The organism is Streptomyces sp. NPDC005648 (genome assembly GCF_040605395.1).
Lineage (GTDB): Bacteria > Actinomycetota > Actinomycetes > Streptomycetales > Streptomycetaceae > Streptomyces.
On record NZ_JBEXCS010000013.1, the window covers coordinates 71,583 to 89,637 of the forward strand.

The following is an 18,055-nucleotide window of genomic DNA, read 5'->3' on the forward strand; positions in this document are numbered from 1 at the left end:
CGGTGACGCGGTAACGGAAAGGGAGGGGCCCGGACGGTTCGGGTCCCTCCCGCTACGACGCGACGACCTGGTTCGCCGCCCACCACGCCGCGATCTGTGCCCGCGAACGGAAGCCGAGCTTTCCGAGGATGTTCTCCACGTGACGGTCGGCGGTGCGCGGCGACAACACCAGCACGGCCGCGATCTGCCGGTTGCTCAGCCCCTCGGCCACGAGGGCGGCCACCTCGCGCTCCCTGCGGGACAGGGGGCACGGATCGTCGCAGGGGCCGTCGGAGGTTCCGGTGTCCGGACTGGGACCGGGTTCTTCGGCCAGGGCGAAGTCGAGCGCCCGGACGGGGCCGCCGTGCCGGCCGCCGTCCGCGAACGCCTCGGCGTAGGCCGCCGGGCCCAGTGCATCGACGGCCGCCCGCTCGCACCGCGCGTGGTGAGCGGCCATCTGCGGACCGAACGCGGAGATCGAGCTTCCGGCATCCCGCCACAGCGCGTCAGCGGCACCCAGCAGTCCGGCCGCCCGCGCGGGTGCGCCGCCGTCGGCGGTGGCCCAGGCGAGCAGTTCCAGCATGCGCGCCACCATCGCGTAGTCGTTGAAGCCGCGCATGCACTCCAGCGCGGCCCTGACCAGCGTCTCGGTCGTCCTCCGGTCGTCGCGGGCCCAGGCTTCATGGCCCAGCGCCATCAGTACCTGCGCCCTGCCCCACCGCTCCCCGCTCGCTTCGCCGGCCGTGATCAGCCGGCGGCCCGTGACGGCTGCGCGGGCATCGCCGGCGTAGGCCTGGACGCAGGCCAGCGCGAGGAGCCAGCCTGTCGCCTCGCGCTCGTCACCCAGTGCCGTCATCACGGCCAGCGCCTCCTCGTACCGTTCGATGCTCTCCTGCGGACGTCCCCGGTAGTGCGCCGAGACCCCGCGAAACCCACCCGCTGTGGCCCGTAGGGCCGGGTCGTCCAGCAGCTCGCCCAGCGACTCGGCCTCGTCCAGCCAGCGGTCGGCCGCCGCCAGGTCGCCCTGGGTCTGCGCCACCCAGGTGGCGGCCAGCAGTGCCCGTGCGCGTTCCGGGGTCGGCTCGGGCGCGGCCGACAGCGCCTGTTCGAACCGGGCACGCCCTTCGCTGAGGAAGCCTCCCGCGCCCCAGTGGAAACTCAGCGCCGTGACCAGCCGGAGCCTGGTCCGCGCATCGGCGTCGTAGTCCAGGGCGGTCAGCAGGTTGGCGTGTTCGGCGCGCAGCCGGGCCAGGCTCTCCACCTGTCCGGATCCGTACCAGTTCCGGTCGACCTGCTCGGCCATGGCGATGAAGAAGAAGCGGTGACGCAACCGCAGTCCGTGCTGTTCGCCGGAGTCCGCGAGCCGGTCGCGGCCGTACTGCTGGACGAGTCCCAGCAGCCGGTGGCGCAGTCGGCCCTCCACCTCGTCGGTCATGACGACGGACTGGGCCACCAGCCGGTCGAGCAGGTCCGCCACCTCGCTCCGATTGATTCCCTCCCCGGCGCATACCGCTTCGGCCGCCTCCAGAGTGAACCCGCCGGCGAACACCGACAGCCTCTGCCACAGCAGCCGTTCTGCCGGGGTGCACAGCTCGTAGCTCCAGTCGATCATGGCGCGCAGGGTGCGCTGTTGGCGTGAGGCGGTTCCACTGCCGTCGGCGAGCAGCGTGAACCGGTCCTCCAGCCGGTCCACGAGCTGTTCGACGCTGAGGCTTCGCAGCCGGGACGCGGCCAGCTCGATCGCCAGCGGCAGTCCGTCGAGGTCGGCGCAGAGCTGGGTCGCTGCGGCGTGATCGGGCGGGTCGACGGTGAACTCCGGGCGGACGGCGCTCGCCCGGTCCCGCAGCAGTTCGGCCGCGTCGTCGGGCGGCAGCGGTGGAACGGTCAGGATGTGCTCGCCGCTGATCCGCAGGGTGCGGCGGCTGCCGGCCAGAATGCGCAGTTGTGGCGCCTTGGACAGGAGCGTCTGCGCCAGTTCGGCGCAGGCGTCGATCAGGTGCTCGCAGTTGTCCAGGATCAGCAGGGACCGTTGTCGCGGCAGGAAGTCGGTCAGCCGGTCGATGACGGGCCGGGCGCCGAGGTCCGGCAACCGCAGCGCACCGGCCACGGCGGCCGGCACGGCCGACGGGTCGTCGACGGGGGCCAGGTCCACCAGCCAGATCCCGTCCGGGAACGCTTCCCCGCAGGTGCGGGCCGTTTCCAGCGCCAACCGTGACTTGCCCACCCCACCCACCCCGGTGAGGGTCACCAGCCGTCCCGCCTTCACCAGTCGGCGGATCTCGGCAATTTCACGTCGCCGACCCACGAAGCTCGTGAACGAGGTGGGCAGATTCCCGGGTTCCACGTTCATCTACGGCATACCTACCAACATTTCCCAAGATCGCACCTTTTTGAACATTACCCAACGGTCTCACAGTAAGGGCAAAGGAAAGGCAAAGGGTGGCGCCGGTCACCATGCCGTGTCACCAGGCGGTCGGTGGGGGAGCCGTCAGGAGTTCGGCCAGTCTGGAGAGGCGGTCGCGGACTCGGCGGCTGCCCCTCGCGACCGGTACCGCGTTCTCGCCGGCCGCCGCGCTGACCAGGTGCTGCACCGTGTCCAGGTCCAGTTCGGAGCCGTCGGGGACGGTCAGGGACTCGTGGGCCATGGACGTCAGATCCCCTTCGGCGGGGCCGAGCGCCAGCACCGTCGCTCCGGCCCGGCGCGCGTCGTGCACGCGCTCCAGCAGCGGGGCCGCCGGCCCGGTCGGCGACACCACCAGCAGCGTCTCACCGCGCCGCGCCGCCGCCAACCGGCCCGGTCCGACGGCCAGATGGGCCGGATCGGAGGGACGCGCGTCATGCCGTACGAGAGTCGGGGCCAGCTCGGGTGTGCCCGACCACGCGGCCTCGTCCACCAGATGGGCCGCGAGATGCCAGGGCTCGTACTCCTCGGTGCCCACCAGGAGCAGGCCGCCCCCGTGCGACACCACCGAACCGCGCAGCGCGCCCGCGAATCTCCGGGTGGCCCCCAACCACTCGGTCCCGGCGAGCACTTCACGCAGCAGCGCGACCCGTACGGCGTCCATGGGGCCGCATCCTGCACCAATCGGCCACTCGTGACCCGGAGTTCACCACGAATTCGCCCGACTTGGGGATCCACCCGACTCACCCACGTGCCCCACCGGTGTTTTCGGAGACCGGGATCGACCACGAGGAGCGTCCATGGCAGACGTGACCGTCCCCTTCCGCGCGGGCCATGAGGGATACGCGAGTCACCGGATCCCGGCGATCGTCGCCACCGCGAACGGCACGCTGCTCGCCTTCTGCGAGGGACGGGTGCGGTCCGCTAGCGATCACGGCCACATCGACATCGTGCTCAAGCGGTCGACGGACGGCGGCCGCACCTGGGGCCCGCTCCAGGTCGTCGCGAGCAACGGCACCGGACTCGCGGGCAATCCCGCGCCGGTGGCCCTGAACACCGGCCGCGTCCTCCTCGTCCATGTCCGCGCGGCCGCCTCCGCCACCGAGGACCTCATCCGGCAGGGCAACGTGAAGGACGCCGACGGACGGCGGGTGTGGGTGCGGCACAGCGACGACGACGGGGTCACCTGGTCCGAGCCGGCCGAGATCACCGGCTCCGTGAAGCGGACGGGCTGGCGGTGGTACGCCACCGGTCCCGGCCACGCCCTCCAGCTGGGCGACGGCCGTGTCGTCGTCCCGGCCAACCACAGCCTCGCCCCCACCGGCACCGACCTCGGCACCGAGGCCCGGTACAACGGCGGTCACTGCCTGCTCAGCGAGGACCTCGGCGAGACCTGGTCCATCGGCTACGTCGACGACAACACCGACGGCTACATCAACGCCAACGAGACCACCGCCGCCGAACTCCCCGACGGGACCGTCTACTTCAACACCCGCAACGACTCCCCGTCCCCCGGCAACCGCGCCGACGCCCACTCCGAGGACGGCGGCAGGACCCTGCGTACGCCCTTCCGGCCCCAGGCGGGCCTGGCGGGCCCCGTCTGCGAAGGCAGCCTGCTCCAGCTCCGCGACCCGGACGTCCTGCTCTTCTCCGGGCCCGCCCTGCCCGACGCCCGCGCCCTGATGACCGTCCGCGCCTCGGCCGACGGCGGCACCACCTGGCGGCCCGTCCACACCGTCGACGGCCTGCCCGCCGCCTACTCCGACCTGGTCCGGATCGACGCCTCGACCGTCGGGATCCTCTACGAGACCGGGGACTTCGGGGCGTACGAGCGGATCGTGCACCGGCGGCTGCCCGTGACGCGGCTCACCTGACCGGCGGGGGTGGCCGGGGCGGACGTAAAGTCGGGCCCATGACCTCTACCGACAGTGCTGCACAGACCCCCGCGAAGGCTCCCGTCAAGGACCCGTGGGACCTCCCCGATGTCTCCGGGCTCGTCGTGGGCGTCCTCGGCGGGACCGGCCCGCAGGGCAAGGGTCTCGCCTACCGGCTCGCCAAGGCCGGCCAGAAGGTGATCATCGGCTCGCGTGCGGCGGAGCGCGCGCAGGCCGCCGCCGAGGAGCTGGGCCATGGCGTGGAGGGCGCCGACAACGCGGAGACCGCGCGCCGCAGCGACATCGTGATCGTCGCCGTACCGTGGGACGGGCACGGCAAGACGCTGGAGTCCCTGCGCGAGGAGCTGGCCGGGAAGCTGGTCGTGGACTGCGTCAACCCGCTCGGCTTCGACAAGAAGGGCGCGTACGCGATCAAGCCGGAGGAGGGCAGCGCGGCGGAGCAGGCCGCCGCCCTGCTGCCGGACTCGCGGGTGGCCGCGGCCTTCCACCACCTCTCGGCGGTACTGCTGCAGGACCCCGCGATCGACGAGATCGACACCGATGTGATGGTGCTCGGGGAGGAGCGGGCCGACGTGGAGGTGGTCCAGGCACTGGCCGGGCGCATCCCCGGCATGCGCGGCGTCTTCGCCGGGCGGCTGCGCAACGCCCACCAGGTGGAGTCGCTGGTCGCCAACCTGATCTCCGTGAACCGCCGCTACAAGGCACACGCCGGGCTCCGCGTCACGGACGTGTGAGCGGGTGGGGGACACTGGTCTGGTCTCCGGCGGTGTCCCCCCGCCGAGTCCGTCAAGCCCGCCGAGCCCGCCCAGCCCTCTTACAGGAGCCGAACGACATGCCCCGCCTCGCCCTCTACGCCCTCGCCGTCTGTCTGCTCTCCGTGGCCGCGGCGGTCGTGTCCTTCGTACAGGGCAGCTGGCTGGGGGTCGTCTGGGTGCTGCTGGCGAGCCTCTCGTCCAACATGTGCTGGTACTACGTGAAGCGCAGCCGGGACCGGGCCGTCTACTCCCAGAAGCGGTAGAGGCTGAAGCCGGCCGAGGTCTGCCACTCCGTGACGTCGAGTCCGCGCAGGACCGCGTCGATCAGGTCGAAGAACTCCCTGTTCACCGACGGCACCCACAGCAGCGCGAACACGAACAGCAGGCCGAACGGCGCGAAGGGCTCCACCTGCCGCTTGATCCCGTACGACAGCCAGGGCTCGATCACGCCGTAGCCGTCCAGGCCCGGGACCGGCAGGAAGTTCAGGATCGCCGCCGTGACCTGGAGCAGGGCGAGGAAGGCGAGCGCGTACTGGAAGTCGGCCGGGACGCCGTCCAGCGCGTGCAGCCAGAACGGGGCGGTGCACACGGCGGCGAACAGCACGTTCGTCAGCGGGCCCGCGGCCGAGATGAGGCTGTGCCGCCAGCGGCCCCGGATGCGGTTGCGTTCGATGAAGACGGCGCCGCCCGGCAGGCCGATCCCGCCCATGATCACGAACAGCACCGGCAGCACGATGCTGAGCAGGGCGTGGGTGTACTTCATCGGGTTCAGGGTCAGATAGCCCTTCGAGCCGATCGTGATGTCGCCGCTGTGCAGGGCCGTGCGCGCGTGCGCGTACTCGTGCAGACACAGGGAGACGATCCACGCGGCCGTCACGAACAGGAACACGGCCACACCGGGCTGCTCGGCGAAACCGGACCAGGTGGCCCAGCCGGTCACCGCCGTCACGGCCAGGATGCCGACGAAGACGGGGCTGATCCGCCGGTCGCTGTGGCGGGTGGCAGCGGTGGTCATGGAACTCCCTGGACTGCTGATAGTCGTATGTGCACACGGTGGGACTGCCCGACCGTACCGGTCGTAGGGGAAAACGTCTCGCGGCCGGGGTCGGGTTCCGGAGAAGGTGGGGGAGATCGGGGGGACAGTGGGGGACACGGCTGCCGCTGCCGCCGCACAGCATCGACGCCGCACGGTACCGACACCCCGCCGTACCGACGCCCCACAGCACCGACGCCCCGCCGTACCGAATCGCGTGACCGGCCCCGACCCGACCGGAGACAATGGACCCCGTGCGCTATCGCATCCTCGGCACAGCTCAGGCACTTCGGCCCGACGGGACGCCCGTTCCGGTCGGCGGCGCGCGGTTGCGCGCTCTGCTGACCGTGCTCGCCCTGCGGGCCGGCCGTACCGTGCCCGTGACCCTGCTCGTGGACGAGGTCTGGGACGGCGCACCGCCCGCGGACGCGCCGGGCGCGCTGCAGGCACTCGTCGGCCGGCTGCGCCGGGCCCTGGGCGCCGACGCGATCGCCTCGGCCGAGGGCGGTTACCGCCTCGCCACCCCGGCCGACGACGTCGACCTGCACCGTTTCGAGCGGCTCACCGGGGAAGGCGTCCGCGCCCTCGCCGACGGCGACCCCGCGAAGGCCGGGGTCGTTCTCGACGACGCCCTCGCCCTGTGGCAGGGGCCGGCCCTCGCCGACCTCCCCGACCGCACCGCCGAGGCGGCCCGCTGGGAGGCCCGGCGCCTGGACGCCCTCCGCGCCCGGCACACCGCCGCGCTCGCCCTGGGCCACGCGGAACAGTCCCTGCCCGAACTGGCCGCCCTCTGCGACACCCACCCCCTCGACGAGCCCCTCCAGGCCCTGCGCCTGCGCGCCCTCCGCGACGCGGGCCGCACCGCCGAGGCCCTGGCCACCTTCGAGACCGTACGCCAACTGCTGGCCGACCGTCTGGGTACGGACCCGGGCCCCGAACTCCGCGCCGTGTACGGGGAGTTGCTCCGCCCGGACGACATCGGGGAGCCCCGGGGGCACGGGAACGGGCGGGGTGCGCCGAGGGAGGACGGCCACGGGGCGGGCGTGGGCGCGTCGGCCGGTGGCCACCGGCTCGTGTCCGACGCGCCCGCGGGTTCCGACGCCGGCCCCGGTTCCGGTGCCGGCCGGCCCGTCACCTCACCCGGTGTTCCGGCCCGGCCCGCCGCTCCCGGCCCGCACACCCCGGTCACCTCGGTGACGGGCGACCGACCACCCGGCAACCTCCGTGCCCGTCTCACCTCCTTCGTGGGGCGGGAAGGGGATATCGAGGTCATCCGCGGTGACCTGGCGTCCGCTCGGCTGGTGACCCTGCTCGGGCCCGGGGGTGCCGGGAAGACGCGGTTGTCGCAGGAGGCCGCCGAGGGCGTGCGGGACGCGGCGCGGGACGGGGTGTGGCTGGCCGAACTGGCTCCCGTCGACCACCCGGACGCCGTACCGGAAGCCGTGCTCACCGCCGTCGGCGCCCGCGAGACCGTGCTGTACGGCGCCGGCGCCGAGGCCATGCGGGTGGCCGGGGCCGACCGGCACGACGACCCCGTGGAGCGGCTCGCCGAGCACTGCGGGCGACGTCGGATGCTGATCGTCCTCGACAACTGCGAGCATGTCGTCGAGGCCGCCGCGCGACTGGTCGAGGAGCTCCTGGAGCGGTGTCCGGAGCTGACCGTGCTGGCGACCAGCCGTGAACCCCTGGGCGTGCCGGGAGAGTTGCTGCGCCCGGTGGAGCCGCTCCCCGAACCGGTCGCGCTGCGGCTGCTCGCCGACCGGGGCGCTGCCGCGCGGCCCGGGTTCCGGGTGGACGAGGACCCGGAGGCCTGCGCCGAGATCTGCCGCCGGCTCGACGGACTGCCCCTCGCCATCGAGCTCGCCGCCGCCCGGCTACGGATGTTGACACCGCGTCAGATCGCCGACCGGCTCGACGACCGCTTCCGGCTGCTCACCTCCGGCAGCCGTACCGTCCTGCCCCGCCAGCAGACCCTGCGCGCCGTCGTCGACTGGTCCTGGGACCTGCTGGACGAGGAGGAGCGGGACGTCCTGCGGCGGCTCTCCGTCTTCGCGGGCGGCTGTGACCTCGCCGCCGCCGAGGCCGTCTGCGGCCCCCTGGCCCTGGAGGCGCTCGGCTCGCTGGTGGACAAGTCCCTTGTGGTGGCCGCCCCTTCGGGTGACGGCGGCATGCGCTACCGGCTTCTGGAGACCGTCGCCGAGTACGCGGGTGAACGGCTCGGGGAGACCGGGCGCAGGGCCGGGACGCAGCGCGCGCATCTCACGTACTACCGCGAACTCGCCCGTGCCACCGACCCGTTGCTCCGCGGCCCCGGTCAACTCGCCGCCATCGGACTGCTGGAGCGCGAGTACGAGAACCTGCGCAGCGCCCTGCGGTTCGCGGTCGCCGAGCGGGACGAGCAGGAGGGCCTCTGCCTGGTCCTTTCGCTGGCCTGGTACTGGCAGATGCGTGACGTCCGTATCGAGGCCCGCAACTGGTGCGTCGAGGTGATGGCCCTCGGCCCCGACCCCTTCACCGCGCTCGTCCGTCGCGCCGAGCCGGTCTGGGAGCGCTGCACCGACACCCCGCCCCCCTGGTCCGGCGAGGTCCTGGCCGAGGCCCGCCGCGGTGTCCATCTCGCCCATCTCGCCTGTATGGACACCGAGTTGGAGGCCTGGGAGTCCGAGGAGGCGAAGGCGAAGCTGCGCCTGATCAGCGAGGTCTACGAGCCGGGGCTGCCGCAGACCTGCCGTACCCCCGGCATGATCTGGTTCTTCGCGGTGATGCTGACCGGCGGTGTGGAGCGGCTGCCCGAGATCCTCGACGCCAATGTGCGGACCTGTCGCGCGACCCCCGGTATGGAGTGGGAGCTCGCCGCCACCCTCCAGATGCGCGCCAACCTCCTGGCCAACCGCAGCGACTGGGCGGGCGACGCGCGGCGCGACGCCGACGAGTCGCTGGAGATCTACCGGCGGATCGGGGATCTGTGGGGCACCGCCGAGGCCCTGTCCGCCCGTGGCGAGGCGTATGAGCGGCGCGGGGATCACCAGGCCGCCGCCGCCGACTACGCGGCGGCGATCGAGGAGGCCGATCGGCTCGGCGCCCGCGCCCAGGTGACCGTCCTCAGCGCCCGGCTCGGCTGCGCGCTGATGGAGTCGGGCGAGGGAGAGCGGGGCGAGGAGATCCTGCGCGAGGTGATCCGGACCTCGGCCGGCGCGCACAACGAGGCCATGCCCGCCGCCCGGCTGTTCCTCGCGGGCCGCCTCGCCATGACCGGGCGGACCGACGAGGCGCGTGAGCAACTGAGGCTGCTGCGCGAGCAGTTCAAGATCGCCTACTTCGTCATCTTCGACGCGTTCATCCTCGGCATGGAGGGGTGCGTGGAGGCGGCCGCCGGCCACTACGAACTCTCCCTGGACAAGGCCCGCCAGGCCCTGGGCCGGGCCGCCGACCCGCTCGCCGACCACATGGCACCGCATATGCGGCCCCTCTATCTGGCCCTGGCCGCCATCGGCCTCGCCGAGACCGAGGGCGGCCGCCGGGCCGGGGACGGCGCCCGGTGCGTGGGGGCCGCGCGGGCGGCGCTCCCGCCGCGTCATGTGCCGACCTCGATGGAGCGCGAGGTCTACGACCGGGCCGAGCGGCACACCCGCGCCGTACTGGGCGACGAGGCGTTCGAGGCCGCGCACACCGAGGGCGGCGGCCTCTCCCTCGCGGAGGCCGCCGCCCTGGTGTGACTCACCGTATCGGTGAACGTCCGCTGGTGGTGCGGAACTCGTGGATCTCAGCTCTTGGTGCGGAACTTGTGGATCGCGTACGGCGCCGCCACCGCCGTGATCGCCACCGACCAGGCCAGCGTCACCCACAGGTCGTGCGCGACCGGGCCGCCGATCATCAGTCCCCGGGCCGCGTCGGCCAGCGTGGACAGCGGGTTGTAGTCGGTGAAGGCCTGCAGCCAGCCCGGCATCGAGTTCGTCGGAGCGAAGATCGACGAGCCGAACTGCAGCGGGAACAGCACCAGGAAGCCCATCGCCTGCACGGACTGCGCGTTCTTCAGGACCACGCCCAGGGTGAGGAACACCCACATGATCGAGGAGGCGAACACGGTGGCCAGGCCCACCGCGGCGAACAGGCCGGCCCAGTTGTCGATGTCGAAGCCGACGAGCACGGCGACGATCATCAGGACGGTCGTCGCGAACAGCATCCGCGCCAGCTCCACCGCGATCTTCGCGAACAGGACCGAGCCGCGTCCGATCGGCAGGGACCGGAAGCGGTCCATGACACCGGAGTTGAAGTCCTGGCTGAACCCGGTGCCGACGCCCTGCGAGAGCGACATGCTCATCATCGCGATCATGCCGGGGATGACGTACTGGACGTACCCGTCCTGTCCGCCGCCCAGTGCCTGACCGATCGAGCCGCCGAAGACGTACACGAACAGCAGCGTGAAGATGACCGGCATCAGCAGCGCGTCGAACATCGACTCGGGGTCCTGCTTGATCCACAGCAGGTTGCGGCGGATCAGGGCACCGGTGTGGCGCAGATGGCCGCGCAGCGGGATGCGCGCGTCGGCGGCGGTGGGAGTGGCGGCGGCGGTGGCGGTTGCGGCGCTCATACGGCGACCTCCTCGCGGGTGTCGTGGGCGGGGACGGTGTCCTGCGGGGCACTGGCCCGATGGCCGGTGAGGGACAGGAACACCTCGTCCAGGCTGGGGAGTTCGGTGGTGATGGAGCTGATGGTGATGGAGCGCGCGGTCACCGCGCCGACCACGGCGGTCAGTTGCTCGTCGCTGAGGATCGGCACCAGTACGGTCCCGCTCTCGGTGTCGACGGTGGTGGTCGCGAGCCCGGTGATGCCGAGCTCGTCGAGCGCGGTGGCCAGCGGCCGCAACTGCATGGGATCGACGGGCCGTACCCGCAGGGTCCGGCCTCCGACCCTGGCCTTGAGCTCGTCGATCGCGCCGCCGGCGATGACCTTGCCGTGGTCCACGACCGTCAGCTCGGAGGCGAGCTGCTCGGCCTCCTCCATGTACTGCGTGGTGAGCAGGACGGTCACACCGTCCCCCACCATGGCCTTGACCTCGTCCCACACCTCGTTGCGGGTACGGGGGTCCAGGCCCGTGGTCGGCTCGTCGAGGAAGAGCACCTCGGGGCGCCCGATCATCGAGGCGGCGAGGTCGAGTCGGCGGCGCATACCGCCGGAGTAGGTGCTCGCCGGCCGCTTGGCCGCGTCGGTCAGCGAGAACCGCTCCAGCAGCTCGTCGGCCCGGGCGCGCGCCTCCTTCCGGGGCAGGTCGAGCAGCCGCCCGATCATGTAGAGGTTCTCCCAGCCGGGGAGCTTCTCGTCCACGGAGGCGTACTGCCCGGTGAGCCCTATCACCCGGCGCAGCTGCCGCGGCTGCCGCAGGACGTCGTACCCGGCGACGGTGGCCTGCCCCGCGGTGGGGGCCAGCAGAGTGGACAGGATGCGTACGAGGGTGGTCTTGCCGGCCCCGTTCGGCCCGAGCACACCCATCACGGTGCCCTCGCGCACGTCCAGGTCGACGCCGTCCAGCGCCTTGGTCTCGCCGTAGTGCTTGACCATCCCCCGTACGGTGACGGCGTTCCCGCCGCCGCTGGAGTTCTTGTCGATTCGCGTCATGCCGAGAACGGTGCCAGGGCCCACCGACAAACGACCGACAGACGACCGACAGCGATATGCCGGTACCGACAGCACACCGACACCCCTGCCGACACATACGCCGACACGCACGCCGACTCGCAAGCCGACAGAAAACGGCAGCCCGCCGACGGGGGATGATCGGCGGGCTGCCTCTGTGCCGCTATGGCTCTAGTGGACGGAGTGCTCCTCCAGCGGGAACGTTCCGCCGACCACGTCCTCGGCGAACTCCTTCACCGCGTCGCCCATGACCTGGCGGAGGTTCGCGTACTGCTTGACGAACTTCGGGACACGGCCGCCGGTCAGCCCCAGCATGTCGGTCCACACCAGCACCTGTGCGTCCGTCTCCGGCCCGGCGCCGATACCGACCGTCGGGATGTGCAGCACCCGGGTCACCTCGGCCGCCAGCTCAGCCGGCACCAGCTCCAGGACCACCGCGAAGGCGCCCGCGTCCTGCACCGCCTTGGCGTCCCGCAGCAGCTGCTGGGCCGCCTCCTCGCCGCGGCCCTGGACGCGGTAGCCCATGGCGTTGACGGACTGGGGGGTCAGGCCGATGTGGGCCATGACCGGGATCCCGGACTCCACCAGGAGCCGGATCTGCTCGTGCGACCGCTCGCCGCCCTCCAGCTTCACGGCCCCCACCCCGGCGTCCTTGACCAGCCGGGTCGCCGAGCGCAGCGCCTGCACCGGGCCCTCCTGGTAGGAGCCGAAGGGGAGGTCGCCGACGATCAGGGCACGCTGGGTGCCGCGGACCACCGCGGCCGACAGCATGGTCATCTCGTCCATGGTCACGGGGACCGTCGTCTCGTACCCGAGGTGGCAGTTGCCCGCCGAGTCGCCGACGAGGAGCACCGGGATGCCGGCCTCGTCGAACACCGACGCGGTCATGGCGTCGTAGGCGGTGAGCATGGGCCACTTCTCGCCGCGTTCCTTGGCGAGGGCGATGTCGCGAACGGTGATACGGCGTGTGCCCTTGCCCCCGTACAGCGCCTTGCTGCCGTCGGAGGGCTTTGTCTGGGCAGCCGAAAGCTGCGTCATTGCAACGGCTCCTTCAGTCATCTCGAGGCGCCCTCACGGCGTCCCCGGATCACTCCCATGGTGGCACCTCGTGCCAGGCGCAGCCAAGAGGACGTCCGTCACGTAAGGGCTCACGTCATGGGCAGCGTAAGGAGCAGGTAAAAACATTTACGATACGAGACCGATCCGTATCGGAATTATCTAGGCTGTCCCCATGACCACTCCACCTGTCCCCGCCGCCCCCCGGATCCCGGAGGCGGTGCACCGGCGCCGCTGGGCCATCCTCGGCGTGCTGATGCTCAGCCTGCTGATCGTGGTGCTCGACAACTCGATCCTGAACGTCGCCATCAAGACGATCTCCACCCCGGCGCCGACCGGCCTCGGCGCCACCCAGAGCGAGCTGGAGTGGGCGATCAACGCCTACACGCTCGTCTTCGCCGGCCTGCTGTTCACCGCCGGTCTCATCGGCGACCGGGTGGGCCGCAAGAAGGTGCTGCTCGGCGGCCTCGTGGTGTTCGGCATCGGCTCCGCGCTCGCCGCCGAGTCCGGCTCGCCGGGCCAGCTCATCGCCTTCCGTGCCCTGATGGCCCTGGGCGCCGCCTTCGTGATGCCGGCCACCCTCGCCGTCCTGATGAACGTCTTCGAGCGCGAGGAGCAGCCCAAGGCCATCGGCATCTGGGCCGGCGGCGTCGGCCTCGCCATCGCCATCGGCCCGATCACCGGCGGCCTCCTCCTCGACCACTTCTGGTGGGGCTCGGTCTTCCTCATCAACGTGCCGATCGTGCTCCTCGCGCTCGCGCTGATGGTGTGGCTGGTCCCCGACTCCCGCGACCCCAGGCCCGGCCGTCTCGACCCCATCGGTGTCGTCCTGTCCGTCGTCGGCCTGGTCCTGCTCGTCTACGGCATCATCAAGGGCGGCGAGCTCGCCGACTTCACGGACCCCCAGGTGCTGGCCACCATCGGCGCCGGCGTCGTCGTACTCGCCGCGTTCGTCGTCTTCGAGAAGCGCAGCGACCACCCCTCGCTCGATGTCACGTACTTCAAGAACAAGGTGTTCTCGGCCGCCATGGCCGCGATCTGCCTGGTGTTCTTCGCGCTGATGGGGGTGACCTTCTTCTCGGTCTTCTACACCCAGAGCGTGCGCGGCTACTCGCCGCTGCAGGCCGGTCTGCTGATGCTGCCGCTGGCCGCCGCGCAGATGATCTTCGCGCCGCGTGCCCGGCTGCTGGTCGACCGCTTCGGCAACAGCGTCACCACCGGGGTCGGCCTGCTGGTCCTGGCGGGCATGCTCGCCGCGTTCGCGGGCTTCGAGGCGGACACGCCGATCTGGGTCCTGGAGGTCGTGTTCTTCCTCATGGGCGCCGGCATGGCACACGTCATGACCCCGACCTCCGTCGTCATCATGCAGGCCCTGCCGCGTGAGAAGGCCGGCTCCGCGTCCGCGCTGAGCAACACCTTCCGCCAGGTCGGTGGCGCCCTCGGCATCGCCGTCCTCGGCTCGGTCCTGTCGACCTCGTACCGCAACGGCATCGAGGGCAAGCTCGGCCTCCTCCCGGCCGGCCTCAGGGAGACGGCGGGCGAGTCCATCGAGGCCACGCTCGGTGTCGCCGCGAAGCTCGGCCCGCGCGGCAAGTCCCTCGTCGACCCCGCCAACGACGCCTTCCTGCACGCCATGCACGTCACCGCCCTGTGCGGCACCGGCGTGGCGCTGATCGGCGCGCTGGTCGCCTTCCTCTTCCTGCCCGGCAGGCCGACGGCCCGTCAGCAGGGTGAGGACAAGCAGGAGTTGGTGGCCGCGACCGAGTAGCACCCGGGCGCCGTAGGAGAATCCGCGCAGGAGAGCGAAGGGACGCAGTGAAGTGAGCCTCGCCGACAGCCAAGCCGCTCCCGAGCGGACCCCGGCCAGGGGCCGCCCCCGAAGCGAGGCCGTGGAGCGCGCCATCATGGACGGGGTGATCGGCCTCCTGGAGGAGGGCGTGCCGCTGGCCGATCTCTCCATCGAGCGCATCGCCCGTACCGCGGGCGTCGGCAAAGCCACCATCTACCGGCGCTGGAGCGGCAAGGAGGAGCTCTTCGTCGACGTCGTGCGCACGGCCGAGCCCCCCGGCCCGGAGCTGCCCGGCACGTCGATGCGCGACGACCTGGTGGCCATCCTGGAGCAGTTGCGCCGGCGCGGGGTGATGGCCCGCACCTCGGCCCTGCTGCACAACGTCTTCGCCCAGATGAAGAGCAGCCCGAAGATCTGGGCCGCGTACCAGGCGAACGTCGTCGAACCGCGGCGCAGGCTGCAGGTGGAGATCCTGCGCCGCGGTCAGGCCGACGGCGAACTGCGCACGGACCTCGACGTCGAGCTGATGAACGACATGTTCGTCGGCCCGATGCTGCTGCGCACCGTGATGCGCCCGGACGCCGACCTGCCCGAGGGTCTGTCCGAACAGATCGTCGACACACTCCTCGAAGGGCTACGCCCCGTCAGTTCGCCGACCGCGTAACCCGAATGTGCGCGTTGCGTCACAGACCGCGCTTTCCGCGCCGGTAACCGGAACCCTCCGCCCCGGCCCGCACGTCACACGTCCTGTACGGCCGTCGAGGACGGCGGGAACGGAGCCGATCATCCCCTAGGGTCTTATGGGTTCCCCCTTGACCACGGGGACGGACCGGATGCACGGCAGGCAGTGAGGCGACGCGGTATGGCGCAGCAGGCGTACATGACGGAGACGGACAACGGAGGCTCGGGACCCGAGCGCCGGGGAGACCGCTTCCGGCGCCTGATGAACCGCCTCTTCTCCGGCTGGCGCGGCGATCCGAGAATCTGGCGTCGGGGCGTCGTCCTCGCCGCCTTCTCCGTCGCCCTCGCGCTCGTGCTGCTGCTGCACGCGCGTGTGCCCAACCGGATCGGCAACCTGGGCAGCCTCACCGAGACCTTCCTGCCCTGGCTGGGCCTGCTGGTCCCGCTCCTCCTGCTGCTCGCGCTGGTGCGCAAATCGGCGACGGCGCTGATCGCCCTGATCCTCCCGGTCGCCGTCTGGCTCAACCTCTTCGGAGGCCTGCTCAGCGACAAGACCGGCACCGGCGGCGACCTCACCGTCGCCACCCACAACGTCAACGCCGACAACCCGGACCCGGCCGGCACCGCCCGTGACGTGGCCGCGTCCGGCGCGGACGTGCTGGCCCTGGAGGAGCTCACGGCCACGGCCGTCCCGGTGTACGAGCGGGCGCTGGCCTCCACGTACAAGTACCACTCGGTGCAGGGCACGGTCGGTCTGTGGAGCAAGTACCCCATGAGTGACGTCAGGGCCGTCGACATAAAGCTCGGCTGGACGCGCGCCATGCGCGCCACGGTGACCACTCCGGAGGGCCAGGTCGCCTTCTACGTCGCTCATATGCCGTCGGTGCGGGTGAAGCTGGAGGCCGGGTTCACGGCCCGGCAGCGTGACAAGAGCGCCGACGCGCTGGGCGAGGCCATCGCCGACGAACCGCTGAAGCGGAAGGTCCTCCTCGGTGATCTCAACGGCACCATGAACGACCGCTCGCTCAACGCCGTCACCTCCCAGATGCGCTCCACCCAGGGCGCGGCGGGCAACGGCTTCGGTTTCAGCTGGCCGGCCTCGTTCCCGATGGCGCGGATCGACCAGATCATGGTCCAGGGCATCGAGCCGGTGAGTTCGTGGACCCTGCCCGAGACCGGCAGCGACCACCTCCCGGTGGCCGCCCGTGTGAACCTCGACACCACCTCGTAACCCGTTGGAATACTGGGCCTGAGAGGCTTTGTTCCGCGAGTGAACATATACTCGCGGAACATCCACCCCTCTTCGCGCGGACCACCGCGCCCGAAAGGAACAGGCCTCTCCATGCCTCTGGCCCTGCTCGCTCTGGCCGTCGGCGCATTCGGGATCGGTACGACCGAGTTCGTGATGATGGGCTTGCTGCCCGACGTCGCGAACGACCTGAACGTCTCCCTCCCCACCGCCGGTCACCTGGTCTCGGCGTACGCGCTGGGCGTGGTGATCGGAGCCCCGCTGCTCGCCGCGCTGACCGCGCGGATGTCCCGGCGCACGGTCCTGATCGGCCTGATGGCACTGTTCGTCGTCGGCAATGCGCTCTCGGCGTTCGCCCCCGGCGACGACTCCCTGCTGGCCGCCCGCTTCCTCAGCGGCCTGCCGCACGGCGCCTTCTTCGGTGTCGGCGCGGTCGTCGCCACGAACATGGCCGCGCCGGAGCGCAAGGCACGCTCCGTCTCCCTGATGTTCCTGGGCCTGACGGTCGCCAATGTCGCGGGTGTGCCGGTCGCCACGCTCATGGGACAGCATCTGGGCTGGCGGGCCACCTTCCTCGGCGTCAGCGCGATCGGCCTGGCGGCCATAGCCGCGCTCGCGCTGCTGATCCCGCACGACCACGCGCAGGCACCCGCGGTGGGTCTGCGCCGCGAGCTCTCGGCCCTGCGGTCGGTGCCGGTCTGGCTGGCCCTCGGCACGACGGTCGCGGGCTTCGGCGCCCTCTTCGCCGCCTACAGCTACATCACCCCGATGCTCACCGACGCGGCGGGCTACGCCCACTCCAGCGTCACGCTGCTCCTCGCCCTGTTCGGAGTGGGCGCGACGGTGGGCAACCTGGTGGGCGGCCGCCTCGCGGACCACTCGCTGCGGGGGACGCTCTTCGGTGGGCTGGTTTCTCTGGGTGCCGTACTGGCCCTGTTCCCGCTGTTCATGGCGTCGCAGTGGAGCGCGGCCGTGGCGGTGGTCCTGCTCGGCGCGGCGGCCTTCATCACCGGCTCGCCCCTCCAGCTGATGGTCATGGAGAAGGCCTCGGCCGCCCCCTCCCTGGCGTCCTCGGCCAACCAGGCCGCCTTCAACCTGGCGAACGCCGGGGGAGCGTGGATCGGCGGCCTCGCCCTGGCCGCCGGGTTCGGTGTCACCTCACCTGCCCTCGCGGGAGCGGTGCTGGCGCTGCTGGGGCTGGGCGTCGCGGGGGTCGCGTACACGGTGGATGTGCGACGCGGCGCCTCTCGGCCCCGGCCCGCCGTCACCGCCGCCGTCGCACGACAGCGTGTGGTCGCCTCCCATGTCCCGCAGCGGACGGAGGCTTTCCAGCGCTGAGGTGCGCTGGAGTGCGCTGGGGGGCCAGGGGGAGTGCGAGGGCGAGGTCCTTGGGCCGGACGGGGTTCGGCCGGGCCGGCCAAGGGGGCGGCCGAGATGGCCGAAGCGGGGGTTCGGTGACGGGTGAGGAGGGCTCCGGCCGGACCGGTGGCCGATGAGGGGTTCGGCGGGGTTGGTCGAAGCGGGTTCCGGCGGGGCTGGTCGGCCGGGCCGGTCGAACTGGGGTCCGGCCGGGCTGGCCGATG

General features: G+C 71.7%; 14 protein-coding genes. 8 read left to right on the plus strand and 6 right to left on the minus strand.

Annotated features, from left to right (window positions below; translation table 11 throughout):
• Window positions 1-52 precede the first annotated feature (52 nt).
• Window positions 53-2,329: a LuxR C-terminal-related transcriptional regulator gene (locus ABZT17_RS10450; protein ID WP_356346322.1), complete on the minus strand. Its 2,277-nt coding sequence runs from the start codon at window positions 2,327-2,329 to the stop codon at window positions 53-55.
• Between the two features lie 112 nt (window positions 2,330-2,441).
• Window positions 2,442-3,044 carry a hypothetical protein gene (locus tag ABZT17_RS10455; RefSeq protein WP_356346324.1) on the minus strand — a complete coding sequence of 201 codons (603 nt, stop codon included), beginning with the start codon at window positions 3,042-3,044 and terminating at the stop codon, window positions 2,442-2,444.
• A gap of 136 nt (window positions 3,045-3,180) precedes the next feature.
• Here ABZT17_RS10455 and ABZT17_RS10460 point away from each other — a divergent pair, with 136 nt between their 5' ends.
• The 3 genes from ABZT17_RS10460 to ABZT17_RS10470 all read left to right on the plus strand — a co-directional run bounded on the left by ABZT17_RS10460 (window position 3,181) and on the right by ABZT17_RS10470 (window position 5,293).
• Window positions 3,181-4,254: a sialidase family protein gene (locus ABZT17_RS10460; RefSeq protein ID WP_356346326.1), complete on the plus strand. Its 1,074-nt coding sequence runs from the start codon at window positions 3,181-3,183 to the stop codon at window positions 4,252-4,254.
• A gap of 38 nt (window positions 4,255-4,292) precedes the next feature.
• Window positions 4,293-5,009: an NADPH-dependent F420 reductase gene (npdG, locus tag ABZT17_RS10465; protein ID WP_356346330.1), complete on the plus strand. Its 717-nt coding sequence runs from the start codon at window positions 4,293-4,295 to the stop codon at window positions 5,007-5,009.
• Window positions 5,010-5,107: 98 nt separating this feature from the next.
• Entirely contained in the window at window positions 5,108-5,293 is a 186-nt protein-coding gene (locus ABZT17_RS10470; RefSeq protein ID WP_356346332.1) for a hypothetical protein, read from the plus strand.
• On the opposite strand, the gene ABZT17_RS10475 is transcribed toward ABZT17_RS10470, so the two are convergent.
• Window positions 5,275-6,045 carry a site-2 protease family protein gene (locus ABZT17_RS10475; RefSeq protein WP_356346335.1) on the minus strand — a complete coding sequence of 257 codons (771 nt, stop codon included), beginning with the start codon at window positions 6,043-6,045 and terminating at the stop codon, window positions 5,275-5,277. The two genes, ABZT17_RS10470 and ABZT17_RS10475, sit on opposite strands and share 19 nt — an antisense overlap.
• A 263-nt stretch (window positions 6,046-6,308) precedes the next feature.
• On the opposite strand from ABZT17_RS10475, the gene ABZT17_RS10480 reads away from it, so the two are divergent.
• Window positions 6,309-9,779 carry a BTAD domain-containing putative transcriptional regulator gene (locus tag ABZT17_RS10480; RefSeq protein ID WP_356346337.1) on the plus strand — a complete coding sequence of 1,157 codons (3,471 nt, stop codon included), beginning with the start codon at window positions 6,309-6,311 and terminating at the stop codon, window positions 9,777-9,779.
• A 47-nt stretch (window positions 9,780-9,826) separates the two neighbouring features.
• On the opposite strand, the gene ABZT17_RS10485 is transcribed toward ABZT17_RS10480, so the two are convergent.
• The 3 genes from ABZT17_RS10485 to panB form a co-directional block, all read right to left on the minus strand.
• A complete protein-coding gene (locus ABZT17_RS10485) occupies window positions 9,827-10,654 on the minus strand; it encodes an ABC transporter permease (protein WP_356346339.1) in 828 nt (275 codons plus the stop codon).
• On the minus strand, window positions 10,651-11,679 hold the full coding sequence (locus ABZT17_RS10490) for an ATP-binding cassette domain-containing protein (protein ID WP_356346341.1): 1,029 nt from the start codon (window positions 11,677-11,679) through the stop codon (window positions 10,651-10,653). Before ABZT17_RS10490 ends, ABZT17_RS10485 begins: the two co-directional genes overlap by 4 nt.
• Window positions 11,680-11,868: 189 nt before the next feature.
• Entirely contained in the window at window positions 11,869-12,735 is an 867-nt protein-coding gene (gene panB, locus ABZT17_RS10495; RefSeq protein ID WP_356346343.1) for a 3-methyl-2-oxobutanoate hydroxymethyltransferase, read from the minus strand.
• Between the two features lie 193 nt (window positions 12,736-12,928).
• Here panB and ABZT17_RS10500 point away from each other — a divergent pair, with 193 nt between their 5' ends.
• From ABZT17_RS10500 to ABZT17_RS10515, 4 genes are all read left to right on the plus strand, one after another.
• Window positions 12,929-14,521 carry an MFS transporter gene (locus tag ABZT17_RS10500; RefSeq protein ID WP_356346345.1) on the plus strand — a complete coding sequence of 531 codons (1,593 nt, stop codon included), beginning with the start codon at window positions 12,929-12,931 and terminating at the stop codon, window positions 14,519-14,521.
• Window positions 14,522-14,573: 52 nt separating this feature from the next.
• Window positions 14,574-15,206 (plus strand): TetR/AcrR family transcriptional regulator, encoded by a 633-nt coding sequence (locus ABZT17_RS10505; RefSeq protein WP_356346348.1) that lies wholly within the window; start codon window positions 14,574-14,576, stop codon window positions 15,204-15,206.
• A gap of 198 nt (window positions 15,207-15,404) precedes the next feature.
• Window positions 15,405-16,454, plus strand: coding sequence for an endonuclease/exonuclease/phosphatase family protein (locus ABZT17_RS10510; protein WP_356346351.1), 1,050 nt, complete (start codon window positions 15,405-15,407; stop codon window positions 16,452-16,454).
• A 111-nt stretch (window positions 16,455-16,565) separates the two neighbouring features.
• Window positions 16,566-17,810, plus strand: a complete 1,245-nt coding sequence (locus ABZT17_RS10515; protein WP_356346354.1) for an MFS transporter — start codon at window positions 16,566-16,568, stop codon at window positions 17,808-17,810.
• Window positions 17,811-18,055: the final 245 nt, after the last annotated feature.